Raw genomic sequence first — 22,011 nt, 5'->3', positions numbered from 1 at the left:
CCCGGCCGGTGATCCCGTTCCGCCGCCGAGCGGGCACTATGGGGTCGTCGGATCGGGATGGCGGGTTGGCGGGACGGGAGTCAGGCGTGCGGGCGGAGCCGGAACCGGTGGTCGGGACCTTGCACGAGGACGGGCGGCGGGTCCTGCGGACCGAGACGCTGCTGGTCCTCGCCCTGTCGTTGGGCGCGAGCGGGGTCTCGGCGCTGATCAGCTTCATCGGCTCGCTCACGAAACCGGGCGGGCTGAAGGACCAGGCCGCCACGCTCAACGGCTCCTACGCGCCCGGCCGCCCCTGGCTCGACCTGTCCTGGCAGCTGTTCGGGATCGCGACCGCCCTGGTGCCCGTACTCCTCGTGGCCCACCTGCTCACCCGCGAGGGCGCGCCCGGCCTGCGGGTGCTCGGCTTCGACCGCACCCGGCCCGGCCGGGACCTGGGCCGCGGGGTGCTCGTCGCGGCCGGGATCGGGAGCGCGGGGCTCGCCTTCTACCTGGCGGCGCGCGCCTCCGGCTTCAACCTGACGGTGGTGCCGGAGGCGCTGCCCGACGTGTGGTGGAAGTTCCCCGTACTGATCCTCTCCGCGGTGCAGAACTCCGTGGTGGAGGAGGTCATCGTGCTGGCCTACCTGCTGCGCAGGCTGGACGGGCTGGGGTGGTCGCCGATGGCCGCGCTGCTGGCCAGCTCGCTGCTGCGCGGCTCGTACCACCTCTACCAGGGCGTCGGCGGCTTCCTCGGCAACGTGGTGATGGGCGTCGTCTTCGTCCTGCTCTACCGGCGCTGGGGCCGGGTCGGGCCGCTGGTGGCCGCGCACGCGCTGCTCGACATCGTCGCCTTCGGCGGGTACGCCCTGCTCGCGGGCAAGGTCGGCTGGCTGCCGACGCCCTGACGGCAGGCCGGCTCAGGGGGCGGTGAGCAATTCCCCGTCCACGACGGTGACGGCGCGTCCGGTCAGGAACGTACGGTCCCCCGCGAGCCGGACGGTGACCAGGCCCGTACGCGCCGAGCCCTGGAGGCCGGTCAGCTCGGAGCGGCCCAGGCGCGCGGCCCAGAAGGGCGCGAGCGCGGTGTGGGCGCTGCCGGTGACGGGGTCCTCATCCACGCCGACGGCGGGGAAGAAGCCGCGGGAGACGAAGTCGTACCCCCGGGCGGGGTCCTCTGCGGCCGCGGTGACGATCAGCCCGCGCTTGGCGTAGGCGGCCAGCGCCGCGAAATCGGGGCGCACCTCGCGCACGGCGCGTTCGTCGGCCAGCTCGACCACGAGGTCCCCGATGTGCGCGGCGGTGTCGTGGACGGAGCGGATCTCCACCCCGCCCAGCGCCAGAGCGAGGGCGTCGGGGAGCTCGTACGGGGTGAGCGAGGAAGTCGGGAAGTCCATGGTCACCGTGCCGTCACCGGCGGCCTCGGTGGTGAGGATCCCGCACCGCGCGGCGAACCGGACCGGGCCGTCGGCCAGGCCCGTGCTCGCCAGGACGTGTGCGGTGGCGAGGGTGGCGTGCCCGCACATGTCGACCTCGGCGGTCGGGGTGAACCAGCGCAGCGCCCAGTCGGCCTCCCCGCCGGGCGGCAGCGGGTGGGCGAAGGCGGTCTCGGAGAGGTTGACCTCCGCGGCCACGCGCTGGAGCCAGGCGTCGGGCGGAAAGCCCGCGGCGCCGTCCAGGAGCAGGACTCCGGCGGGGTTGCCCTGGAAGGGCCGGTCGGTGAAGGCGTCGACGATTCGGATGCGCATGCCTGCGACCGTATGGGCCGCTCGCCGGCCCGGACAAAGGCCAATTCGGGGTGACTGGACTCCTGGGGGAGCCTCCTGGGGTTGCTGGGGCTCGGGGCGTCGCGGTCCGGCGGTCCGCGGGCCCGCTCCTTGGCGCGACGGCGCTCCCGCACGCCGAGCACGGCGGCGAACAGGAGCCGGCGGGCGACCAACGACGAAGGTGACGGTCAGCACGGTGTCGCTGGTGTCCCGGCTCATGCGGGCGGTCTGCCCGGCCGCCGGGGCCGGAACACCGCCCTCCGCGTGCCGGACCCGTCAGTCGAGGCAGAACTCGTTCCCCTCGATGTCCTGCATCACGATGCACGACTCGTTGGTGTCGTCGGCGAGCATCGTGCGCACGTGGACCGCGCCGAGCGCGACCAGCCGGGCGCATTCGGCCCGGAGCGTGGCGAGGCGCCCGTCCCCCACGAGCCCGGTGCCGGCCCGTACGCAGAGGTGCACCCGGTTCTTGACGACCTTGCCCTCGGGGACGCGCTGGAAGAGCAGCCGCGCGCCCTCACCCGAGGGATCCACGCAGGAGAACCAGTCGACCTGATGCCCGGGCGGCAGCGACGCGTGGTAGTCGTCCCACGTGTCGAACCCCTTCGGCACGGGCGATACGACGTACCCCAGCACCTCGCACCAGAAGCGGGCGAGGCGTTCAGGTTCCGCGCAGTCGAAGGTGACCTGAAATTTCTTGATCGTTGTCATCGGGTCACCCTAGGTCGCCGCCCCCCCGCTCGATATCCACGGGACGCGCTCGGAGCCATGCCGCCTCGAACGCCTCCGGGGGGATCTCCTTGTCCGCCCACTCGGGATCGAAGAGATCCACGACCGGCGGATTGAACGCCCAGTCATCGGGGCCGCTCTTCAGCGCGCTTCCGTCATCGGTGAGCTCCACCTGGCGCAACCTGCGTGCGTCGGAGTCGATTTCCAAGAGGTAGGTCGCCGGTTCGTCGTCGTAGGCGTCCCAGTGGCGCCGGAGGTGCACGATGCCCTTGTCCGCGAGCGCGCCGAAACCGGGGAGGCCGCGTTGTGCGACTTCGGGGCGGGGGCGGGAAGGGGCAGGGGAAGGCCGAGCAGGCGGGTCAGGGCGGCGGTCAGCGGCGTGGCGTGGGCGGGCAGGTGCTCGGAGATCCAGCGCGATGCCGCCGCGAGGAAGCCGGTCAGGTCGCGCTCCGCTCCGGCGAGCAGGCGGCGGAGTTCGGTGACGGGCAGCTCGATCACCGGGCCGTCGTTCCGGTCGGTGTCGACGGTGAGGCGGATGGTGTCCCCGAGGCGCTCGGCCCGCGAGGGCTGCGGATCGGGGCCGTGCCCGATCCTGCCGCTGCTGTCGGCGAGCCGGTACCAGTCGTGCCAGTCCTCCAGCCCGTCACAGGGGCCGGGAGCGAAGGTGGCGCCCGTGGAGTCGTCCGTGACGCGCAGGCCGCCCGCCGCGTGGAGGCCGTCGCGGTACAGCAGCCCGTGCAGGAAGCCCTCGAGCCGCCCGGCCGGCCGGGGCGGGAGGTCGCCCTCGGTTTCCGGGGCCCCGTCATTGCAGGCGGCGATGCGCATGAGCGCCGCCCCGATCTCGGCGGGTGACAGCGCACCACTGAGCGGCAGGAAGCCGAACCGCTCGGTCGCGGCGACGGGCCACAGGTCGAAGCCGTCGGGGGTGTCCGTCTCCAGGACGGGCTGCATCACGATCACCCGGCGAAGTGTTCCCCATCCGCCGCGGGCCTCGCCTCCCGATTACGTCGGGTACGTCGAGTGCGCCGGGTAGGCCGAGCATCCCCCGCGCCGCCGCGCCCCACCCTGTCGGCGACAGTCGTAAGAACACTCCCGATATATCGTTGACAGGTCGCGAGCGATCAGCGATGGTTGTGATGTCGGACAACGACAAGAACGACCAGCGGAAGCAATGGCGAAAGGAGCGCAGTCATGCGTTCACATGGACACGAGCACGGACACGGACACGAGCACGGTCGTGGGCACGGACACTGTGGGCCGGACCGTCAGGGTGACTTCGAAGGCCGGCGCGCCGCGTTCGGGCCGTTCGGGCCGCCTTTCGGCGGACCCTTCGGCGGGCGGGGCGGGCGTGGTGGGCCGCACCGGCGGGCTCGGCGGGGTGATGTCAGGGCGTCGATCCTGGCGCTGCTCGCGGACCGGCCGATGCACGGCTACGAGATGATCCAGGAGATCGGCGAGCGCAGCGGCGGGGCCTGGAAGCCCAGCCCCGGCTCGGTCTACCCGACCCTGCAGATGCTCGAGGACGAGGGGCACATCACCAGCGTGAGCGAGGGCGGCAAGAAGCTGTTCACGCTCACCGACGCCGGGCGCGCCGAGGCCGAGGCGGGCTCTTCCGCCCCCTGGGACGAGGCCGGGCGCGGGTTCGACCGCGAGGCGATGAACGAGATCCGGACGGCCGGATTCGGCCTGATGGAGGCCTTCGGCCAGGTCTGGAAGACCGGCTCGTCCGAGCAGCGGGAGAAGGCCGTCGCGGTCATCAACGAGGCCCGCAAGAAGCTCTACCTGATCCTCGCCGACGAGCACTGACCCGTCGAGCGGGTGGTACGGCCGAGCGCCCCGCGCGTCGTCATGACGCGCGGGGCGCTCCGGTGTACCCGGATTCCGGAGGGGCGCGGCCGGGGCCGGCCTCAGACGACCAGGCCGGCCAGCTTGCGCAGGGACTCGTTCAGCGCGGCGGTCGCCGAGTCCTTCAGCTTGCCCGCCATGAGGGAGACGGCCGCTCCCTGGAAATCGCCGTCGATGCGTACGGTCGTCGCCGCGCCGTCGGGGATCAGGGTGTAGCGGGTGCCCACGATCACGCCCATCGGGCCCTTGCCGCGGATGGCGAAGACCCGCTCGGTCTCCAGCTCCTCGATGGTCCACACGACCTCGGCCGGGAAACCCATCATCTTCATGTTCTCGGCGAAGGTGGATCCGACGGCCAGGGTGTCCGGGCCGCCCTGGGGGAAGCCGGTGTGGGTCATGCTCCACTCGCCGTACGCGTTCCAGTCCGTGAGCTGCGACCAGAGTGCGGAGGCGGAGGCCTCGATGCGTGATTCCGCGGTGACTTCGGCCATGGGACCGCCCCTTCTCGTCGGCTGTGTCCGGCGGAAGGTAGCCCCGGCGGCCGGAACATTCAAGACTGACGACCTGTCAGGAAATCTCAACAGGCGTCATGCCCGTGACGCTCCTGACGACGGCTGTCATGATGTGCCGATGCAAGCGTCAGGGAGAAATGCCGGACTGGGCCTCGCCCTCGTCTCGGCGTGCGCGTTCGGTGGTTCCGGGGTGGCGGCGAAGCCGCTGATCGAGGCGGGTCTGGACCCGTTGCACGTGGTCTGGCTGAGAGTGGTCGGGGCGGCGCTCGTGCTGTCCCCGCTGGCCTGGCGCCACCGCGGACTGCTGTTCCGCAAACCCGAGCTGCTGGCCGGATTCGGCTTGGTCGCCGTGGCCGGAGTACAGGCCTTCTACTTCGCCGCCCTGTCCCGCATCCCTGTCGGCGTGGCCCTGCTGCTCGAGTACCTCGGCCCCGCGCTGCTCCTCGGCTACATCCGCTTCGTCCAGCGCAAGCCGGTGACCCGGGCGGCCGCGGTCGGGGCCACCGTCGCCGTGGCCGGGCTGGCCTGCGTGGTCGAGATCTGGGCCGGGCTGCGGCTGGACCCGCTCGGGGTGCTGCTCGGCCTGGCCGCCGCCTGCTGCCAGGCGTTCTACTTCGTCCTGGCCGACCGGGGTGCGGACGGGGACGACGCTCCCGACCCGTTCGGGGTGATCGCGTACGGCCTGATCATCGGCGCCCTGGTGATGAGCGTGATCGCGCGCCCCTGGGAGCTGGACTGGGGGGTGCTGGCGCGGGCCGCCTCCGTCGGCGGTACGCCCGTACCCGCCCTGGTGCTCGTCGGCTGGGTGGTGCTGATCGCGACCGTCGCCGCCTATCTGACCGGCGTGGTGTCGGTACGCATGCTCTCGCCCCAGGTGGCGGGCGTGGTGGCCTGTCTGGAGGCGGTCGTCGCCACCGTGCTGGCCTGGGTGCTCCTCGGGGAACACCTCTCGGCCCCGCAGATCGCGGGCGCCGCGCTGGTGCTGGGTGGCGCCTTCATCGCGCAGACCTCGCGGCCCGCGCCGCCGGGCGGCGAGCCGGATCCGGCGGCCCTGGGTCCGGGCGCCCTGGACCGGGGCGCGCTGGACCAGGAGGCCCTGGACCAGGAGCGGAGCACCCCCGATCCGGACGCGCTGGACCGGACGGCCACGACGGCCTAGGGTCGGGGCCATGCAGACGACCGTGCTTCCCCCTCCCGCCGCCTGACGCGGGCGGCCTCGCCTCATTGCGCGACTGAATCCGGCCCGGAGTCACCGGGCGGGTCCGTGCTGCCCGCGAAGCGATGACCTCTTTCCCTCATCCTTCACGTCACGCGGAGCACACACGTGTCGAAGCACCTGTATCTCGTCGTCGCCGGAGCCGCCTGGGGCACCGCCGGGGCGGCGGCCTCACTCCTGTTCCTGGCGAGCGACCTCGGTCCGCTCGCCCTGTCCTTCTGGCGCTGCGCGGGCGCGCTGGTCCTGCTGCTCGCGGCCCTGGCCGTACGCCGTCCACGCGGCCCGCGCCGCCCGGCGCCGCCCGCGCGGCGGCCCTCGGTGGTCTCGCTGATCGGGACCGGGCTGCTCTTCACCCTGTTCCAGGCCGCCTACTTCGGGGCCGTGCGCGAGACCGGGCTCGCCGTCGGGACGGTGGTCACCCTGGGCGCCGGGCCGGTGCTCATCGCCCTCGGGGCGCGGCACTGGATGGGCGAGCGGCTCGGCCGGGGCGGGGCGGCGGCCGTCTGCGGCGCGCTGGCCGGGCTGGCCGTCCTGACCCTGGGGGGCGGGGGCGCCGAGGTGCGGCCCGCCGGGGTCGGCTGGGCGCTGCTGTCGGCGGCCGGGTACGCGGCGATGACCCTGCGCACGCGGCTGCTCGGGCGGCGCGGGGCGGGCGGGGACCCGCTGGTCACCACCGCGTGGTCGCTGGCGGTGGGGACCGTGTGCCTGCTGCCGCTCGCGGCGCTGGAGGGGCTGGTTCCGCACACCGCGCAGCCGGGCCGGGTGCTGTGGCTGCTGGTGTACGTCGCGACCGTGCCCACCGCGCTCGCGTACGTCCTCTACTTCACCGGCGCGGCCGCGGTACGGGCCGCCACCGTGTCCGTGATCATGCTCATCGAGCCGGTCAGCGCAGCGGTGATCGCCGTGCTGCTGCTGGGGGAGCGGCTGACGGCGTCGGTGGCGCTCGGCACCCTGCTCCTGCTGACGGCGGTCCTCGCGCTGATCGTCGCGGAGGGCCGCCGTCCGGCGGAGGTGAGCGGCGGCGGGCCCGAGGGACCGGAGCGGCCCGAGGCCGGGCCCGTACCGGCTCAGAGCGCCGTGATGTAGTCCGGTACGTCGATGCCGGGGGCCAGGTCCGCTGCCGGGACGGGAGTGCCGTAGGTCCGCGCGACCGGGACCACGCCCGACCAGAACGGCAGGTCCAGGTCCCCGGCCTCGTCGTTGGGGCCGCCGGTGCGCAGCTTCGCCGAGACCTGCTCGAGGTCGAGGCGGATGACGGCGGTGGCCGCCAGCTCCTTGGCGTCGCCCGGCCGGGAGTCGGCCGAGCGGCCCGGGACCACCTGGTCGACGAGGGCGTCGAGGGCCGTGCGCCGCTCGGCCTCGTCGGTGACCTCGTACGCCGTGCCGTGCACCACGACCGAGCGGTAGTTCATCGAGTGGTGGAAGGCCGACTTCGCGAGCACCAGCCCGTCGAGGTGGGTCACGGTGACGCAGACCGGCAGGCCCGGGTCGGCCTTGCCCGCGGCGAGCAGCGGTCGCGAACCGGTGGAACCGTGGATGTAGAGGGCCTCGCCGACCCGGCCGTAGAGGGTCGGCAGGACCACCGGAGCGCCGTCGCGGATGAAGCCGAGGTGGCAGAGGTACCCCTCGTCGAGTATCGCGTGGACCGTCTCGCGGTCGTAGCGCGCCCGCTCGCGCGAGCGGGACGGAACGGTGAGGTCGGTGGGCTCGTATGCGTCGGTCGCGGGGCTGTGGGGGGCGGCGGGCGCGGCGGTCATGATGCGAACTCCATTGCACTAGTGCATACTGTCGTTTGTGCTAGGAGAATACATGGTCGAGGGAAGCCGCGCATCGGAGATCGCGGCCAGTGTCGAAGCGGGCGTGGGGTCGGGGGAGCTGGCGCCCGGCGCCCTGCTGCCACCGATGCGGGAGCTGGCGGCGACGCTCGGGGTCAACCCGAACACCGTCGCCGCCGCCTACCGCACCCTGCGCGAACGCGGGGTCATCGAGACCGACGGGCGGCGCGGCAGCCGGGTGCGGGCCCGCCCCGCCAGCACCCCGCGCGACGGGCTGCGCGTGCAGGTACCGCCGGGGGGCCGCGACGTGGCCAGCGGCAACCCCGATCCGGCCGTCCTGCCCGACCTGGCGGGCGCGCTGGCGGCGGCCGCCCTGCGGTACGCGCAGGCGCCCACGCGGTACGGGGACGACCCCGTCGTGCCCGAACTGGCCCGGCTCGCCCGGGCCGGACTCGACGCCGACGGCGTGCCCCCCGGGCCGGTCGGCCTGACCTCGGGCGCGCTGGACGCGATCGAACGCGTGCTGTCCGCGCACCTGCGCCCCGGGGACGCGGTGGCGGTCGAGGACCCGGGCTGGGGCAGCGTGCTGGACCTCGCGCCCGCGCTCGGGCTGCGGGTCGTACCGGTCGCGGTCGACGACGACGGGCCGGTGCCGGCGGCCGTGGAGCGGGCCCTCGGGGAGGGCGCGCGGGCGCTGGTGGTGACCGCGCGGGCGCAGAATCCGACGGGCGCGGCGGTGAGCGCGGGGCGCGCGGCGGAGCTGCGGGCGCTGCTGGCCCGGTACCCGCAGGTGCTCGTCATCGACGACGACCACGGACACGGCATCGTGGACCTGCCGCTGAAGTGTCTGGGCGGGGTCACCCGGCACTGGGCGCTGGTGCGCTCCACCGCCAAGGCGTACGGGCCGGACCTGCGGCTCGCGGTGCTGACGGGGGACGCGGTGACGGTGGACCGGGTGCTGGGCCGGCAGCGGCTGGGGCCCGGCTGGGTGAGCCGGCTGCTCCAGTACGCCGTCATCGAACTGTGGACCTCGGGGGCCGTGGACACCGGGGCGACTGCCCGGGCGTACGGGGAGCGGCGGGACGCTCTGGTGGCGGCGCTCCGCGAGCGGGGCGTGGCCGCGCACGGCCGGAGCGGGATGAACGTGTGGGTGCCGGTGACGGACGAGACCGGGGCGGTGACCCGGCTCCTCGCGGCGGGCTGGGCGGTGGCCCCGGGAGCGCGCTTCCGCGTGGACAGCGGGCCGGGCCTGCGGATCACCGTGTCACCCGTGACATCGGCCGAGATCCCGGCGCTGGCGGACGCGGTGGCCGAGGCGGTCCGCCCGGCGCGCGGGGCCCGCTACGACTGAACGCCGGACCGGCCGGGGGCGCTGCCTCCGGCCGGTCCGGCGTCGGTCGTACGGTCCGGGGCGCCGGCCCCCGCGGCGGTCAGCCCTTCTTCCGGGCGCCGGGGCGGGTCTGGGTCAGGGCGGCGCCCGCGAGGACGATCGCCGCGCCCACCGGGGTGTTCCAGTGCAGCTGTTCGCCCAGGACCAGGACGCCCGCCGCGGTGGCGATGACGGGGATGAAGTACGTGACCATCTGCGCCGTGGTCGGGCCGATCTCGGTCACCAGGCGGTACTGCATCTGCAGGGCCATCCCCGTCCCCAGGGCGCCCAGCGCGACCACCGAGAGCGTCGGCCACAGCGGGAAGGAGGCGGGCGCGGTGGTGAACACGGCGCTCACCACCGCCAGCTGGAGGGTGGAGAGGATCAGCTGGGCGCCGGTCAGCGCCACCGGCGAGCCCGGGGTGCCCGCCAGGGTGCGGCGGACGTAGATCCAGCCGATCGGGTAGCAGAGCGAGGCGAGCAGGGCGAGGGCCGTGCCCTTCGCGTCGACTCCCGCGAAGCCCTGCCAGGCGCCGAGGACGGTCAGCACCCCGAGGAAGCCGAGGCCGAGGCCCGCGAAGCGGCGCCGGGTCGGGCGGTCCTCGGAGAGGGCGACCAGGGAGAGCGCCATGCCCCACAGCGGGGAAGTGGCGTTGCAGATGCCCGCGAGGCTGGAGGGGATGCTCAGCTCGGAGTAGGCGAAGAGCGAGAAGGGGGCGCTGTTGAGCAGCAGCGCCGCCACGGTCAGGTGGCCCCAGGTGCGCAGTCCCCGGGGGAGCGGCTCGCGCCGGACGAGCAGCACGGTGGCGAGGGCGAGCGCCCCGAAGAAGACCCGGCCCAGGGAGACGTGGAAGGGGGCGTAGGCCTCGGTGCCCACCTTGACGAAGAGGAAGCTGAATCCCCAGACCACGGAGAGGATCGCGAAGCGGATCCGCCAGTCGAGGGCCGCCCGGGGGGTGGCCGCGACGGCGGACGCGGTCGCGACGGGGGAGACCGGGGCGGCGGGGGAGGCGGGGGAGGCGGGGGAAGTGAGGGTGGGGAGAGGTCGGCGGACGGGTGCGGGTGCGCTCATGGGGATCACTGTGCTGCGTACGATCTCTTAGGACAAGCGAGACTTCTTTGGAGCTACGCCGTAGCATCGCTTACATGTTGAACCTGGAGCGCCTGCGTACGCTCGATGCCCTCGCCCGGCACGGCTCGGTCAGCGGCGCCGCCGACGGCCTGCACGTCACCACATCGGCGGTCTCCCAGCAAATGGCGAAGCTGGAGCGCGAGATCGGCCAGCCGCTGCTCGCCAAGAACGGCCGCGGGGTCCGGCTCACCGACGCGGGGCGGCTGCTCGCCGACCACGCGGCGCGGATCATCTCCCAGGTGGAGCTGGCCCAGTCCGATGTGGAGGCCCAGCGCGGCTGCGCGATCGGCCAGTTGCGGATCGGCGCCTTCCCCACCGCGATGCGCGGGCTGCTGCCGCACACCCTGAACAGCCTGCGCGCCGACCACCCCGAGCTGCGGGTCCGGGTGACCGAGCGGGAGCCGGAGCAGAGCATGCTCGCCGTGGTGCGCGGGGACCTCGACCTCGCGGTGGCCATCGACTGGCACAACCGGCGGATGCCGGTGCCCGCGGAACTCTCCCGGACCCATCTGCTCGACGACTCCGTCGACATCGCCATGCCCGCGGGGCACCCCCTGGCCGACCGGGCCCGGATCTCCCTCGCGGACTTCGCCGACGACGACTGGATCTCCTGGAACGAGGGGCAGTTCTGCCACGAGTGGCTGGTGTTCACGCTGCGCGGCCTGGACGTCGAGCCGCGCATCGCGCACATCGCCGAGGAGCACCACACGCAGCTCGCCTTCGTCGAGGCCGGGCTCGGGGTGTGCGTGGCGCCGCGGCTGGGGCGCGGACCGGTGCCGCCCGGGGTGCGGCTGGTGCCGGTGTCCGACAGCCTGCGGCGCCACGTGTACGTCGTCTGGCGGGCGGACGCCGACCGGCGGCCCTCGATCCGGGCCGCGGTGTCCGCGCTGCGGAAGACCGCGGCGCAGCTGTGACCCGCCCGGCGCGGGTCGGGCGGGACCCGGAAGAGACGGCCAGGGCCTAGAGCTTGCGGAAGTCCCAGGACACCACCGAGTCCGGGGTGAGGCGGATCCACGCGTGCCGTCCGTCGTGCGGCATCTCGGTGATCCCGAAGTTCTTCACGGGGAAGAGGCGTTCGGCCTCCTCCAGCTCCGGGCACGGCTCCCCGGTGCGCGGGGCCTCGCCCACGAAGACCGCGTTGCCCGAGAGCTCGACGCCGCGCAGCTCGTCGTACTCCTCGCCCGCGTCGACGACCACCGAGAGACGCGGGTCCTTGCGCAGGTCGGCCCAGCGGCGGCTGCGGACGATCGAGTACAGCCACAACGACGTGCCGTCCCAGACGAACCAGAGCGCCCCGACGTGCGGCCGGCCGTCGGCGGAGACGGTGGCGGCCCGGCAGGTGCGCTGGGTCCGCAGGAAGTCGTCCACCTCCTCCCCGGTCATCATGATCCGGCGGCCGCGCCGCTGAGCGCCGTCCATCTGCCCCACACCCCTTCACATCTGACTATGTGTCAGGAATCATGAAGGCTCTTCCGTCATCACGCCAGGGGGATGCATGTCCCAGGACGCCGCCGGCCGGGCTCGGCTCAGGGCGCAACTCGCTCCCGCCACCACCGCGTTGCTGACCGTCGAGTGCCAGAACGGCGTCGTCGGCGAGGACAGCGCCCTGCCCGAGCTGGCCAAGGAGGCCCAGGCCTCCGGGATGCTGGGGCGGGTGGCCGCGCTGGTCGACGCCGCGCACCTGGCGGGCGTACAGGTCCTGCACGCGGTGGCCGAGCGGCGGCCGGACGGGCGGGGGGCCAATTCCAACGCGCGGCTGTTCCGGGCGGCGGGCAGGCTCCCCGTGCAACAGCTGTCGGGCACGCGGGCGGTCGGCGTCGCCGAGCCCATCGCGGTCACCGAAGAGGACATCGTCGTACGCCGCCTGCACGGGCTGTCCCCGATGGCCGGGACCGATCTGGACGCCCTGCTGCGCAATCTCGGCTGCCGCACCCTCGTGGTCACCGGGGTCTCCGCCAACGTCGCGATCCCGAACACGGTCTTCGACGCGGTCAACCTCGGTTACACCGTCGTGGTCCCGGCCGACGCGATCGCCGGGGTGCCCGCCGCCTACACCCCGCAGCTGATCCGGAACTCGCTGGCCCTCGTCGCCACCGTCACCACGGCCGAGGACGTCATCGGGACGTGGGCGCGGGCAGGGGACTGACGGCGGGGGCCGGTGGGCGCGCATGGCGCGGGGCCGGCGCGGTCGGCCGTGGTGTCACGGCCGCGCCGTCACGGGCGGCGGTTGACGCCGTGGGACCGGAGGGCGTCGCCGACGAGGCGCACCCCTCGGGACAGGCGGCCCAGCTGCTGCAGTTCGACCGCGTACATCCTGATGGAATTCTCGATCACGGACGCGGCCAGGCCCATCGAGGGCAGTTCCGCCCGGCTGGTCTCCAGCGCGATCCGCATCGTCCGGACCTCGTGCTGCAGCTGGAGCTGCGCGTGCCGGGTGAGCAGTGCGGGATGGCGGGTCAGTGTCGGGTAGCTGCCGTACCGGGCCGGGAGCAGGTCCCGCAGCCAGCGCATCGCCGTGCGTTCCCAGTCCTGGGTGCCGGGCGCCTTGACCTGGCAGGGCCAGTCGGGGCTGAGCGTGATGGGGGCAGTCTGGCTCATTCTCGTCGCTTCCGAGTGGTGTCGAACTCTGATCGAGACGTTGCTCGGCGGCCTCGGCCCAGGGGTAAGCCGAGGCCGCCGTGAGCGCTCCGGTGGATCCGAAAGCCGGGACCGGACACGGGCGGGACGTGAGGAGGAGTCGTCACACCACGTGTCTGTTTCCGGGAGGGCGTGGGGTCGCTCTCCGTGGCGTCTGGTGAATCCTGGGCGCTCGGCAAGTAAACATATATACCGTCGAGTAGGCAAGCGAATGAAAAATTACATACGCCGAGATGACTGAAAATGCCCCGTGCGAGACGGGGTGACGGGCTGGGCGGGGGACCGCCTCAGAGGAAGAAACCGTGCTGGTCGGCGACCTGCTCGTAGCTCTCGAGGCGCGCCTGCGTCCGCTCCGGGTCCGCGTCGGCCATCGCCTGCAGCAGGGCGGCGGACAGCATGCCGGGCGCCGCGTACGAGTCGAAGACGAGCCGGGATCCGGCGCCCGCGGTCAGCGTCACGTCCGCCGCCTCCGCCAGCGGCCCCAGGGTGGGATCGGTGATCAGCGCGGTACGGAGTCCCACGCTCCGCGCGGCCCGGAGCGCGCCCAGGGTCTCCTTGGCGTGCCGGGGCATGGCGTAGGCCAGCACCCAGGTCCCGCCCGCCGCCCGGGACTGCAGCAGGGCGTCGTAGGCCACGCTCCCGCCGCGGGTCACCAGGCGGACGTCGGGGTGGATGCGCCGGGCCGCGTAGGCGAAGTACTCCGCCAACGACACCGAGATCCGCAGGCCGAGCACCGTCAGCGGCACGGAACCGGCCAGCTCGCGGCCGATGTCCAGCACCTGGTCGGTGTCGGCGAGCAGGCGGCGCAGGTTCTGCAGGTTCTCGATCTCGGCGTCCACGGCGGCCTGCAGCTCGTTGTGCCGGAACTGCCCACCGCTGCCCGGGGAGCCCGCGACCGCGCTCAGGGCGATCGGCTGCAGCACGTCCCGCAGGGCGGGATACCCGCTGAAGCCGAGGGAGACGGCGAAGCGGGTCACGGACGGCTGGCTGACGCCGACCCGTTCGGCCAGCTCGGTGATCGAGAGGAACGCGGCCTCGGTGAGGTGGTCGATCAGGTACTGCGCGATGCGCCGCTGCCCCGGGGAGAGCCGGTGGCCGTCGAACAGCGCGCGGAGCCGCTCACCGGGGGCGCGCTCGTGTTCCGGCGACTGCCCGCCCGGCGTGATGGCGGCGGCCTGGGCGCGTGCCTGCTGCCCGGATGACACCGGCGGTCCTCCCTCTCATGTCACTCGTCACCCAACATAGCTCACACCCTGTGCCCGTCCCTCTCCTCGCCCGCCGCCGCCCGGGCCCGTCCCGCTCCGTGGACCGGCCCGGCGGTGGTCGTCAGCCGAGGCTCCAGGACCAGGTGTGGTCCGCGCCGACCAGGCAGGCCAGGACCACGAGGTCGGCGATCCCGAGGGCCAGGCCGAGGCGGGCGCGGCCGGGGCGGGCCGTCCCGCGGAGCAGGGCGAGGCAGGCGAGGACGATCGCGATCGGTCCGAGCACGAGGTTCATGGCCAGGAGCCCCACCAGGCCGGAGAGGAAGGAGATCACGGCCAGGGTGTCGGCGTCGCGGACCGGCGCGCGCCGGTCGGCGGGTGCGGGTGCGGGTGCGGGGTCGGTGGTGGTGGCAGTCGGGGTGGCGGCGGCGGTGCCCGGGTCGGCAGGGCGGCGTTCCCGGACCGCGGGTCGGTGCGCGGTCATGAGGAACCCCCCTGGCGGCCGGCGCGGTGGTGCCGCCCCGTCCGTTCCCGTACGGCGAAGACCATGAGCCAGGCGGCGATCGCGGCCGTCGCGACGAGCGAGACCGCGACCGGTACGTGGGCCACGGTTCCCAGCAGGATCCCCATGAGCATGAGGGCCGCTACGAGGAAGAGCATCGTGCTTCCTCCTTCAGATTCCTAGAATCGGTAACAGTTGTTCACTGACTACCCAGTCTAAATGATGGCATGCGGCCCCCGTGGGTTCGGGGTTTACTTTCCGACATGAACCAGACCGTCGGGGCCCGCCAAGCCCAACGCCTCCGCACGCGCCGGGCCTTGCTCGACGCCGCGCTCTCGCTCCTGGAGGAGCAGAACCTCGGCAGCCTCGGCCTGCGGGAGGTGACCCGCGCGGCGGGGGTGGCGCCGACGGCCTTCTACCGGCACTTCACCGGCGTCGAGGAACTGGGGATCGCCCTGGTGGACGAGGCGCTGGAGAACCTGAACGAGGGCATCTCCTCGATCTTCGACAGCTCGGGCATCGCGGCACAACGCATCGACCAGGCGGTGGACTTGATGGCCGGACTCGTCCGCGCCTACCCCGCGCACCTGCGTTTCATCGTCCGGGAACGGCACGGCGGCGTGCGCAGGGTCCGCGAGGCGGTCGCCGGGCGGCTGGACGGTTTCGCCCGGGGTATGGCCGAAAACCTCGCCGCCGATCCCCTCGGCGCCGGATGGAGCCGGGCGGACCTCCTGATGCTCGCCCGCCTCTACGTCGACCACATGGTGATGACGGCGTCCGCCTACCTGGCGGCGGCCCTGGAGGGCAACGAGTGGGCCGACGTCACGGACACCGCGCGGCGCCAGCTCCGGCTGATCCACGCGGGACGGCTCAACTGGGCGGGCGCCTCCGGCGCGTGAGGCGCCCCGCACGCGCCCGCTAGCCTGGGAAAATGCTCACAGAAGTGATCGCGACCCGCTACGTCACGCCCCTGCGTGAGGGCGGCTCGCTCCCGGGGATCGTCGAGGCCGACGACCTCGGGACCTACGTCATGAAGTTCACCGGCGCCGGCCAGGGCCGCAAGACCCTGGTCGCCGAAGTCATCTGCGGGCGCCTCGCCCAGCGGCTGGGGCTGCGCGTCCCGCCGCTGGTCCAGATGCAGCTCGACCCCGTCATCGGGCTCGGCGAGCCCGACCAGGAGGTCCAGGAGCTGCTCAAGGCCAGTGGCGGGCTCAACCTCGGGATGGACTACCTGCCCGGGTCGATCGGGTTCGACCCGCTCGCCTACGTGGTGGATCCGGCCGAGGCGGGCCGCGTGGTCTGGTTCGACGCCCTGATCAACAATGTGGACCGGTCCTGGCGGAACCCGAACATGCTGGTCTGGCACGGGGACCTCTGGCTCATCGACCACGGAGCCACCATGATCTGGCACCACAACTGGCCCACCGCCGCGGCCGCCGCGGCCAAGCCGTACAACGCCTCCGACCACGTCCTGGCCCCGGTCGGCCCCGACATCGCGGCGGCCGCGGCCGAGCTCGCGCCGCTGGTCACGCGCGAGCTGCTCACCGAGGTCGCCGCCGACGTCCCGGACGAGTGGCTGGTCGACGAACCCGGCTTCGACTCCACGGACGCGCTGCGCCGCGCCTATGCGGACGCCCTGCTGCCGCGCGCCGCCACGATCCACGAGCGGATCACCATGGAGGCCGAGGTGAAGGTCCGCAGCGGCCCTCCCGGCTGGCTGGCCGAGCGTCTGACCCCCCTGCCCCACAAGAAGAAGAGCGACAGCCGGTGACCAAGCGGGACGTTTTCGAATACGCGCTGGTGCGCGTGGTGCCCCGGATGGAGCGCGGCGAGTGTTTCAACGCCGGGGTGCTCCTCTACTGCCGTGCGCACGCGTACGTCGCCGCGCGCGTCCACCTCGACGAGGCCAAGCTCCTCGCCCTGGACCCGCAGGCCGACGTGGCCGGGGTCCGGGCGGCCCTGCGCGGGGTCGAGGGCGTGTGCGCGGGCGGTGACGACGCCGGCCAGGCGGCCGGCGACGACGCCGGGCGGCGCTTCCGCTGGCTGATCGCCCCGCGCAGCACCGTCGTCCAGCCGGGGCCGGTGCACACCGGGCTGACGGCCGACCCGGAGGCGGAGCTGGCCCGGCTGGTGGAACTGCTGGTGCGCTGACCCGGGGCGTGAGGCCGGGGGTGTGGGGTCCGTGGCGTGAGGTCCGGGGCGTGGGGTCCGGAGCCCGGGACCCGGTGGCGTTGACACCGGGTGCCAGGGCTCCTAGCGTCTCTCCAGCTGAAGCTACTAAGCGGTTGCTCACCTATCGGGGCGCCGCCGTCAGGGCATTCCAAGCGCGAGGAGAACCAGCATGTCCACCACCGAGCAGCGCGTCGCCATCGTCACCGGGGCGGCCCGGGGCATCGGCGCGGCCACCGCCGTGCGCCTGGCCGCCGAGGGCCGCGCCGTCGCCGTACTCGACCTCGACGAGGCCGCCTGCAAGGACACCGTGGAGGCGATCACGGCGGCGGGCGGCACGGCCCTCGCGGTCGGCTGCGACGTGTCGGACAGCGCCCAGGTGGAGGCGGCCGTCGAGCGGGTCGCGAGCACCCTCGGCGCGCCGACCGTCCTGGTCAACAACGCGGGCGTGCTCCGTGACAACCTGCTCTTCAAGATGAGCGACACCGACTGGGACACGGTCATGAACGTGCACCTGCGCGGCGCGTTCCTGATGGCCCGCGCCTGTCAGAAGTACATGGTGGAGGCCAAGTTCGGCCGCATCGTGAACCTCTCCAGCAGCTCCGCCCTCGGCAACCGGGGCCAGGCCAACTACGCGGCCGCCAAGGCGGGCCTGCAGGGCTTCACCAAGACCCTCGCCTTCGAGCTGGGCAAGTTCGGCGTCACGGCCAACGCCGTGGCCCCCGGGTTCATCGTCACCGAGATGACCGCGCAGACGGCGGCCCGCATCGGCATGGGCTTCGAGGAGTTCCAGGCCGCCGCCGCCACCCAGATCCCCGTGCAGCGCGTCGGCCGTCCGGAGGACATCGCCAACGCCATCGCCTTCTTCACGGGCGAGGCCGCCGGCTTCGTCTCGGGCCAGGTCATGTACGTGGCCGGCGGCCCCCTCAACTGACGAGAGGAAGGGCGAACGTCATGACGTACAACGGCATCGACAGCGGCAAGGTCGCGCTGATCACCGGAGCCAGCCGGGGCATCGGCTACGGCGTCGCGGAGGCCCTGGTCGCCCGCGGTGACCGGGTCTGCATCACCGGCCGCAACGAGGACGCCCTCAAGGAGGCCGTCGAGCGGCTCGGCGCCGACCGGGTGATCGGGGTCGCGGGCAAGGCCCACGACGAGGAGCACCAGGCGGTCGCCGTCGACCGGACGATGGAGGCCTTCGGGCGGGTCGACTTCCTGGTGAACAACGCGGGGACCAATCCGGTCTTCGGTCCGATCGCGGACCTGGACCTCGGGGTGGCCCGCAAGGTCTTCGAGACCAACGTGATCTCGGCGCTCGGCTTCGCCCAGCGGACCTGGCACGCCTGGCAGAAGGACCACGGCGGCGCCATCGTGAACATCGCCTCCGTCGCGGGCGTCTCCGCCTCGCCCTTCATCGGGGCGTACGGGATGAGCAAGGCCGCCATGATCAACCTGACCCTCCAGCTCGCCCACGAGATGGCCCCCGGGGTCCGGGTCAACTCCATCGCGCCCGCGGTGGTCAAGACCAAGTTCGCGCAGGCGCTCTACGAGGGGCGCGAGCAGGAGGCCGCGGCCGCCTACCCGCTGGGGCGGCTCGGGGTGCCCTCGGACATCGGGGGCGCCGCCGCATTCCTCACGTCGACGCAAGCGGAATGGATTACGGGTCAGACGCTGGTCGTCGACGGAGGAATTTTTCTGAATGCCGGAGTCGGCTGACCGATAACCGGACGGATAACCCTCCGACCAGGTGGTAAATGCATATCGAATATGCACGGAACCGGTCAAGTGCCCCACGGAACCTCCCCATTGGATCCGTGGGGCACTGCGGTAGGGTCTGCCGCACCCCTGGCCGATCGAGGAGCGTGCACGTGTTCAACCGGACCAGATGCCTGCAGGTCACTGCGGCCCTTGCGTCCATATCCCTGCTCGCCGGCTGCGGGCTGATTTCGGATTCGGGCGCAGATCAGACAAAAAGAATCGTCGTGGGTACGACGAGTGCACCGAGCACCCTTGATCCCGCAGCGGCCTGGGACGGCTCCTGGGAGCTTTACCGGAACGTCTATCAGACCCTTCTGGCATTTCCGACGGGAAGTACCAAACCGCAGCCGGACGCCGCGCAGAGCTGTGAGTTCACCGACTCCGCGAACGAGGCCTACCGCTGCACCCTGCGCAAGGGCCTGAAGTTCTCCGACGGCGAGCCGCTCGACTCCAAGGCCGTCAAGCACTCCCTCGACCGGATCCGGACGATCGGCTCCAAGGTCGGCCCCAAGGACCTGTTCGGCAGCCTGGAGCGCATCGAGACCCCGGACCCGCTGACGGTCGTCTTCCAGCTGAAGACCCCCGACGCGACCTTCCCCTTCGTGCTCGGCTCGCCCGCCGCCTCGCTCGTGGCCCCCAAGGAGTACCCGGCCGACAAGGTCCGCAAGGACGGCAAGGTCACCGGCTCCGGACCGTACGTCCTCGACTCCTACAAGGAGGGCGGCGAGGCGGTCCTGGCGAACTACGCCAATTACCAGGGCTTCGCGCAGTCGCACAACAACGGCGTGACCATCCGGTACTACACGGACTCCAAGAAGATGGCCGCGGACCTCAAGAGCAAGGACATCGACGCCATCTACCGCGGTCTCTCCGCGCCCGAGATCAAGGACCTGCAGACCCCCGCCTCGCACAACGCGGGCGTCCAGGTCGTCGACAACGTCGGCGCCGAGATCCGCTACCTGGTCTTCAACCCCAGCGACCCGGCGGTGGCCAAGCCCGCCGTCCGTCAGGCCGTCGCCCAGGTGATCGACCGCGGAGCGCTCGTCTCGAAGGTCTACCAGGGCACCGCGGAGCCGCTGTACTCGATGGTCCCCAAGGGCGTCGTGGGGCACAAGACGCCCTTCTACGACGTCTTCGGCCAGCCGGACGTCGACAAGGCGAAGAAGATCCTCCAGAAGGCGGACGTCAAGACGCCCGTGGACCTGACCTTCTGGTACACCACGGACCGCTACGGCTCCTCCACCGCGCCGGAGTTCGAGGAGCTCAAGCGCCAGCTGGACGGGAGCGGACTCTTCCGGATCACCCTGCGCAACAAGCCGTGGAAGGCCTACCAGGAGGGCTACAAGAACGGCGAGTACCCGGTCTTCGGCCGCGGCTGGTTCCCCGACTTCCCGGACCCCGACAACTTCATCGCGCCGTTCGTCGGCAAGGAGAACGCGGTCGGCACCCCGTACGAGAACCCGGAGATCCTCACCGACCTGCTGCCCAAGTCCCGGCGCGAGAGCGACCGCGCGGCGGTGACCCAGGAGTTCGAGCGGGCCCAGAAGATCTTCGCCGACGACGTCCGGCTGCTGCCCCTGTGGCAGGGCAAGCTGTACGTCGCCACGCGCGACGACATCGCGGGCGGGGAGCGGGCGCTGGACCCGCAGACCGCCATGCAGATGTGGGAGCTGTACCGCAAGATCAGCTGGTAGCGGGGGAAACGGGGCGGCGGGTCCGTTGTCAGTGGGTGCCGGTAAGTTCTGGAGCAGTTGAACGAACGCGTACCGGAGGTTGTCGACGTGACCCAGCTGCTGCCCGATTCCTGGCTGCCCGTCCTCGGTGAGGAACTGGAGAAGCCCTACTTCGGCGAACTCCTGGAGTTCGTGGAGAAGGAGCGGGCGGGCGGCCCGGTCTACCCGCCCCGCGAGCAGGTCTTCGCCGCCCTGGAGGCCACCCCGTTCGAGCGCGTGAAGGTGCTGGTCCTCGGGCAGGACCCCTACCACGGCGCGGGCCAGGGCCACGGGCTGTGCTTCTCGGTGCAGCCCGGGGTCAAGACCCCGCCCTCCCTGCGCAACATCTACAAGGAGATGAAGGAGGAGCTGGGCCTGCCCGTCCCGGACAACGGCTACCTGATGCCGTGGGCCGAACAGGGCGTCCTGCTCCTCAACGCGGTGCTGACCGTCCGGGAGGCCGAGCCCAACTCGCACAAGGGCAAGGGCTGGGAGAAGTTCACGGACGCGGTGATCCGCGCGGTCGCCGCCCGCCCCGACCCGGCCGTCTTCGTCCTGTGGGGGGCGTACGCGCAGAAGAAGCTCCCGCTGATCGACGAGGAGCGTCACGTGGTCGTCAAGGGCGCCCACCCCTCGCCGCTGTCGGCGAAGAAGTTCTTCGGCTCCCGCCCCTTCACGCAGATCAACGAGGCCGTCTCCGCCCAGGGCCATGAGCCGATCGACTGGCGGATCCCGGACCTGGGCTGACCTTCCCACCGCGCCTCGGCGCCATTGGGGGCGGCTCCGGCTAGCGTCTGGATGATCAGACCGCAGCGGGTCTGACCCAGCAAGCCGGAGGCCGCGTTGACCGAGCAGCAGGAGGCGTCGGAGGACGCCGTCATGACCAGGATCGGCCAGGCGATCATCCTGCTGCACGCCGGAGACCGGGAAGAGGCCCGCAACCGCCTCGGGGACATCTGGGCGGAGATCGGCGAGGAGGGCCACGCCCTCCACCGCTGCACCCTCGCGCACTACATGGCCGACGCCCAGGACGACCCGGCCGACGAACTGGCCTGGGACCTGCGGGCGCTGAACGCCGCCGAAGGACTGCGGCAGGAGCCCATCACCCTGCCCCTGCCGCAGCCGCACTCGGCCGTGCGCGTCTTCTACCCGTCCCTGCACCTGAACCTGGCCGCCGACTACGTCAAGCTGCGCCGCCCCGACGCGGCCCGGATCCACCTGGCCCGGGCCCGCGCGGCCACCGGCGCGCTCTCCGACGACGGGTACGGGGACGGCGTACGGGCGGCCATCTCGCGGCTCGAACTGCGGCTCGGGGCGGGCCCCGCCGACGGCAGCGGCCCGGCCCCCTTCCCCGGTCAGCCGTAGCGGCCCGGCCACCCGCAGCGGCCGCCCCGGCGGCGGATCAGCCGCCGTGGACGCCCGAGCAGATCCGCGCCTCCGGGCTGTCCGGCTGCCAGCGGCCGTGCTTGCGGCCCAGCGCGCACACGTCCGCGGGCCGCACCGGCAGGGCGGGCATCAGCTGCCGCTCCACCTCCGCCTGCGGGCCCCGCTCCGCGCCGCCGTGCCCGTGTCCGTGGTGGCGCACGGCCGGCCCGGACGGCGGCCGGCCCGGCTCCGGGATGTCCGGCACCGGCGGTACCGCCGCGCCGGGACCGGAATCCGCCCGGCCCGCGTCGGGGGCCGCGCCGCGGGGGGGGGGGGGGGCCCCCCC

Annotated in this window: 28 protein-coding genes; 15 read left to right on the top strand and 13 right to left on the bottom strand. The window is 72.7% G+C overall.

The window, feature by feature from the left end:
• The first annotated feature begins 38 nt into the window (after positions 1-38).
• Positions 39-884 carry a CPBP family intramembrane glutamic endopeptidase gene (locus tag ABT084_RS31695; RefSeq protein WP_502969239.1) on the top strand — a complete coding sequence of 282 codons (846 nt, stop codon included), beginning with the start codon at positions 39-41 and terminating at the stop codon, positions 882-884.
• A gap of 12 nt (positions 885-896) precedes the next feature.
• Here the strand turns inward: ABT084_RS31695 and ABT084_RS31690 are convergent, their stop codons facing one another.
• From ABT084_RS31690 to ABT084_RS31675, 4 genes are all read right to left on the bottom strand, one after another.
• Positions 897-1,724 carry a PhzF family phenazine biosynthesis protein gene (locus ABT084_RS31690; RefSeq protein WP_351051306.1) on the bottom strand — a complete coding sequence of 276 codons (828 nt, stop codon included), beginning with the start codon at positions 1,722-1,724 and terminating at the stop codon, positions 897-899.
• A gap of 294 nt (positions 1,725-2,018) precedes the next feature.
• Entirely contained in the window at positions 2,019-2,453 is a 435-nt protein-coding gene (locus ABT084_RS31685; protein WP_351051305.1) for a VOC family protein, read from the bottom strand.
• A gap of 4 nt (positions 2,454-2,457) precedes the next feature.
• A complete protein-coding gene (locus ABT084_RS31680) occupies positions 2,458-2,643 on the bottom strand; it encodes a hypothetical protein (RefSeq protein ID WP_351051302.1) in 186 nt (61 codons plus the stop codon).
• On the bottom strand, positions 2,613-3,431 hold the full coding sequence (locus ABT084_RS31675; protein WP_351051300.1) for a hypothetical protein: 819 nt from the start codon (positions 3,429-3,431) through the stop codon (positions 2,613-2,615). The genes ABT084_RS31680 and ABT084_RS31675 overlap by 31 nt, the downstream gene beginning before the upstream one ends.
• Positions 3,432-3,662: 231 nt before the next feature.
• Here ABT084_RS31675 and ABT084_RS31670 point away from each other — a divergent pair, with 231 nt between their 5' ends.
• Entirely contained in the window at positions 3,663-4,277 is a 615-nt protein-coding gene (locus ABT084_RS31670; RefSeq protein ID WP_351051297.1) for a PadR family transcriptional regulator, read from the top strand.
• A gap of 101 nt (positions 4,278-4,378) precedes the next feature.
• Here ABT084_RS31670 and ABT084_RS31665 read toward each other — a convergent pair whose 3' ends face one another.
• On the bottom strand, positions 4,379-4,807 hold the full coding sequence (locus ABT084_RS31665) for a type II toxin-antitoxin system Rv0910 family toxin (RefSeq protein WP_351051294.1): 429 nt from the start codon (positions 4,805-4,807) through the stop codon (positions 4,379-4,381).
• Between the two features lie 139 nt (positions 4,808-4,946).
• On the opposite strand from ABT084_RS31665, the gene ABT084_RS31660 reads away from it, so the two are divergent.
• Together ABT084_RS31660 and ABT084_RS31655 are read left to right on the top strand one after the other, a co-directional pair.
• The gene (locus ABT084_RS31660) at positions 4,947-5,987 is read left to right on the top strand and encodes an EamA family transporter (protein ID WP_351051291.1); all 1,041 of its coding nucleotides are present in this window, start codon (positions 4,947-4,949) and stop codon (positions 5,985-5,987) included.
• Positions 5,988-6,152: 165 nt separating this feature from the next.
• Positions 6,153-7,130, top strand: a complete 978-nt coding sequence (locus ABT084_RS31655; RefSeq protein ID WP_351051289.1) for a DMT family transporter — start codon at positions 6,153-6,155, stop codon at positions 7,128-7,130.
• Here the strand turns inward: ABT084_RS31655 and ABT084_RS31650 are convergent.
• Entirely contained in the window at positions 7,112-7,801 is a 690-nt protein-coding gene (locus ABT084_RS31650; protein WP_351051287.1) for a pyridoxamine 5'-phosphate oxidase family protein, read from the bottom strand. The genes ABT084_RS31655 and ABT084_RS31650 overlap by 19 nt on opposite strands.
• A 37-nt stretch (positions 7,802-7,838) precedes the next feature.
• Here ABT084_RS31650 and ABT084_RS31645 point away from each other — a divergent pair, with 37 nt between their 5' ends.
• Positions 7,839-9,170 carry an aminotransferase class I/II-fold pyridoxal phosphate-dependent enzyme gene (locus ABT084_RS31645; protein WP_351051285.1) on the top strand — a complete coding sequence of 444 codons (1,332 nt, stop codon included), beginning with the start codon at positions 7,839-7,841 and terminating at the stop codon, positions 9,168-9,170.
• Between the two features lie 79 nt (positions 9,171-9,249).
• Here the strand turns inward: ABT084_RS31645 and ABT084_RS31640 are convergent, their stop codons facing one another.
• Complete coding sequence (locus tag ABT084_RS31640) at positions 9,250-10,260, bottom strand: DMT family transporter (protein ID WP_351051282.1); 1,011 nt, start codon at positions 10,258-10,260, stop codon at positions 9,250-9,252.
• 74 nt (positions 10,261-10,334) lie between these two features.
• Between ABT084_RS31640 and ABT084_RS31635 the strand changes: the two genes are divergently transcribed.
• Positions 10,335-11,234 (top strand): LysR family transcriptional regulator, encoded by a 900-nt coding sequence (locus ABT084_RS31635; RefSeq protein ID WP_351051279.1) that lies wholly within the window; start codon positions 10,335-10,337, stop codon positions 11,232-11,234.
• Between the two features lie 46 nt (positions 11,235-11,280).
• Here the strand turns inward: ABT084_RS31635 and ABT084_RS31630 are convergent, their stop codons facing one another.
• Positions 11,281-11,739, bottom strand: coding sequence for a pyridoxamine 5'-phosphate oxidase family protein (locus ABT084_RS31630; RefSeq protein ID WP_351051277.1), 459 nt, complete (start codon positions 11,737-11,739; stop codon positions 11,281-11,283).
• Between the two features lie 76 nt (positions 11,740-11,815).
• On the opposite strand from ABT084_RS31630, the gene ABT084_RS31625 reads away from it, so the two are divergent.
• Complete coding sequence (locus ABT084_RS31625) at positions 11,816-12,466, top strand: cysteine hydrolase family protein (protein ID WP_351051274.1); 651 nt, start codon at positions 11,816-11,818, stop codon at positions 12,464-12,466.
• A 68-nt stretch (positions 12,467-12,534) separates the two neighbouring features.
• Here the strand turns inward: ABT084_RS31625 and ABT084_RS31620 are convergent, their stop codons facing one another.
• From ABT084_RS31620 to ABT084_RS31605, 4 genes are all read right to left on the bottom strand, one after another.
• On the bottom strand, positions 12,535-12,918 hold the full coding sequence (locus tag ABT084_RS31620) for a hypothetical protein (RefSeq protein WP_351051271.1): 384 nt from the start codon (positions 12,916-12,918) through the stop codon (positions 12,535-12,537).
• 326 nt (positions 12,919-13,244) lie between these two features.
• Positions 13,245-14,162: a MurR/RpiR family transcriptional regulator gene (locus ABT084_RS31615; RefSeq protein WP_351051269.1), complete on the bottom strand. Its 918-nt coding sequence runs from the start codon at positions 14,160-14,162 to the stop codon at positions 13,245-13,247.
• 121 nt (positions 14,163-14,283) lie between these two features.
• Positions 14,284-14,643, bottom strand: a complete 360-nt coding sequence (locus ABT084_RS31610) for a hypothetical protein (protein WP_351051267.1) — start codon at positions 14,641-14,643, stop codon at positions 14,284-14,286.
• Positions 14,640-14,819 (bottom strand): hypothetical protein, encoded by a 180-nt coding sequence (locus ABT084_RS31605; protein WP_351051264.1) that lies wholly within the window; start codon positions 14,817-14,819, stop codon positions 14,640-14,642. Before ABT084_RS31605 ends, ABT084_RS31610 begins: the two co-directional genes overlap by 4 nt.
• A gap of 105 nt (positions 14,820-14,924) precedes the next feature.
• On the opposite strand from ABT084_RS31605, the gene ABT084_RS31600 reads away from it, so the two are divergent.
• From ABT084_RS31600 to ABT084_RS31565, 8 genes are all read left to right on the top strand, one after another.
• Positions 14,925-15,560 (top strand): TetR family transcriptional regulator, encoded by a 636-nt coding sequence (locus ABT084_RS31600; protein ID WP_351051261.1) that lies wholly within the window; start codon positions 14,925-14,927, stop codon positions 15,558-15,560.
• Positions 15,561-15,592: 32 nt separating this feature from the next.
• Positions 15,593-16,432 carry a HipA family kinase gene (locus ABT084_RS31595; RefSeq protein WP_351051258.1) on the top strand — a complete coding sequence of 280 codons (840 nt, stop codon included), beginning with the start codon at positions 15,593-15,595 and terminating at the stop codon, positions 16,430-16,432.
• On the top strand, positions 16,429-16,812 hold the full coding sequence (locus ABT084_RS31590) for a DUF3037 domain-containing protein (protein ID WP_351051255.1): 384 nt from the start codon (positions 16,429-16,431) through the stop codon (positions 16,810-16,812). Before ABT084_RS31595 ends, ABT084_RS31590 begins: the two co-directional genes overlap by 4 nt.
• Positions 16,813-17,002: 190 nt before the next feature.
• A complete protein-coding gene (gene fabG / locus ABT084_RS31585; protein ID WP_351051253.1) occupies positions 17,003-17,764 on the top strand; it encodes a 3-oxoacyl-ACP reductase FabG in 762 nt (253 codons plus the stop codon).
• Positions 17,765-17,784: 20 nt separating this feature from the next.
• Positions 17,785-18,546 (top strand): SDR family oxidoreductase, encoded by a 762-nt coding sequence (locus tag ABT084_RS31580; protein WP_351051251.1) that lies wholly within the window; start codon positions 17,785-17,787, stop codon positions 18,544-18,546.
• Positions 18,547-18,698: 152 nt separating this feature from the next.
• Complete coding sequence (locus ABT084_RS31575) at positions 18,699-20,282, top strand: ABC transporter substrate-binding protein (protein ID WP_351051248.1); 1,584 nt, start codon at positions 18,699-18,701, stop codon at positions 20,280-20,282.
• A gap of 87 nt (positions 20,283-20,369) precedes the next feature.
• Positions 20,370-21,047: a uracil-DNA glycosylase gene (locus ABT084_RS31570; RefSeq protein WP_351051245.1), complete on the top strand. Its 678-nt coding sequence runs from the start codon at positions 20,370-20,372 to the stop codon at positions 21,045-21,047.
• 96 nt (positions 21,048-21,143) lie between these two features.
• Positions 21,144-21,665 (top strand): hypothetical protein, encoded by a 522-nt coding sequence (locus ABT084_RS31565; RefSeq protein ID WP_351051243.1) that lies wholly within the window; start codon positions 21,144-21,146, stop codon positions 21,663-21,665.
• Positions 21,666-21,702: 37 nt separating this feature from the next.
• Here ABT084_RS31565 and ABT084_RS31560 read toward each other — a convergent pair whose 3' ends face one another.
• Entirely contained in the window at positions 21,703-21,930 is a 228-nt protein-coding gene (locus ABT084_RS31560) for a hypothetical protein (RefSeq protein WP_351051240.1), read from the bottom strand.
• Positions 21,931-22,011 lie beyond the last annotated feature (81 nt).

This window comes from Streptomyces sp. NPDC002138 (assembly GCF_040296485.1).
GTDB lineage: Bacteria > Actinomycetota > Actinomycetes > Streptomycetales > Streptomycetaceae > Streptomyces.
Note: the sequence above shows the minus strand (reverse complement) of the source record. Positions and strands in the feature narration are given on the sequence as shown.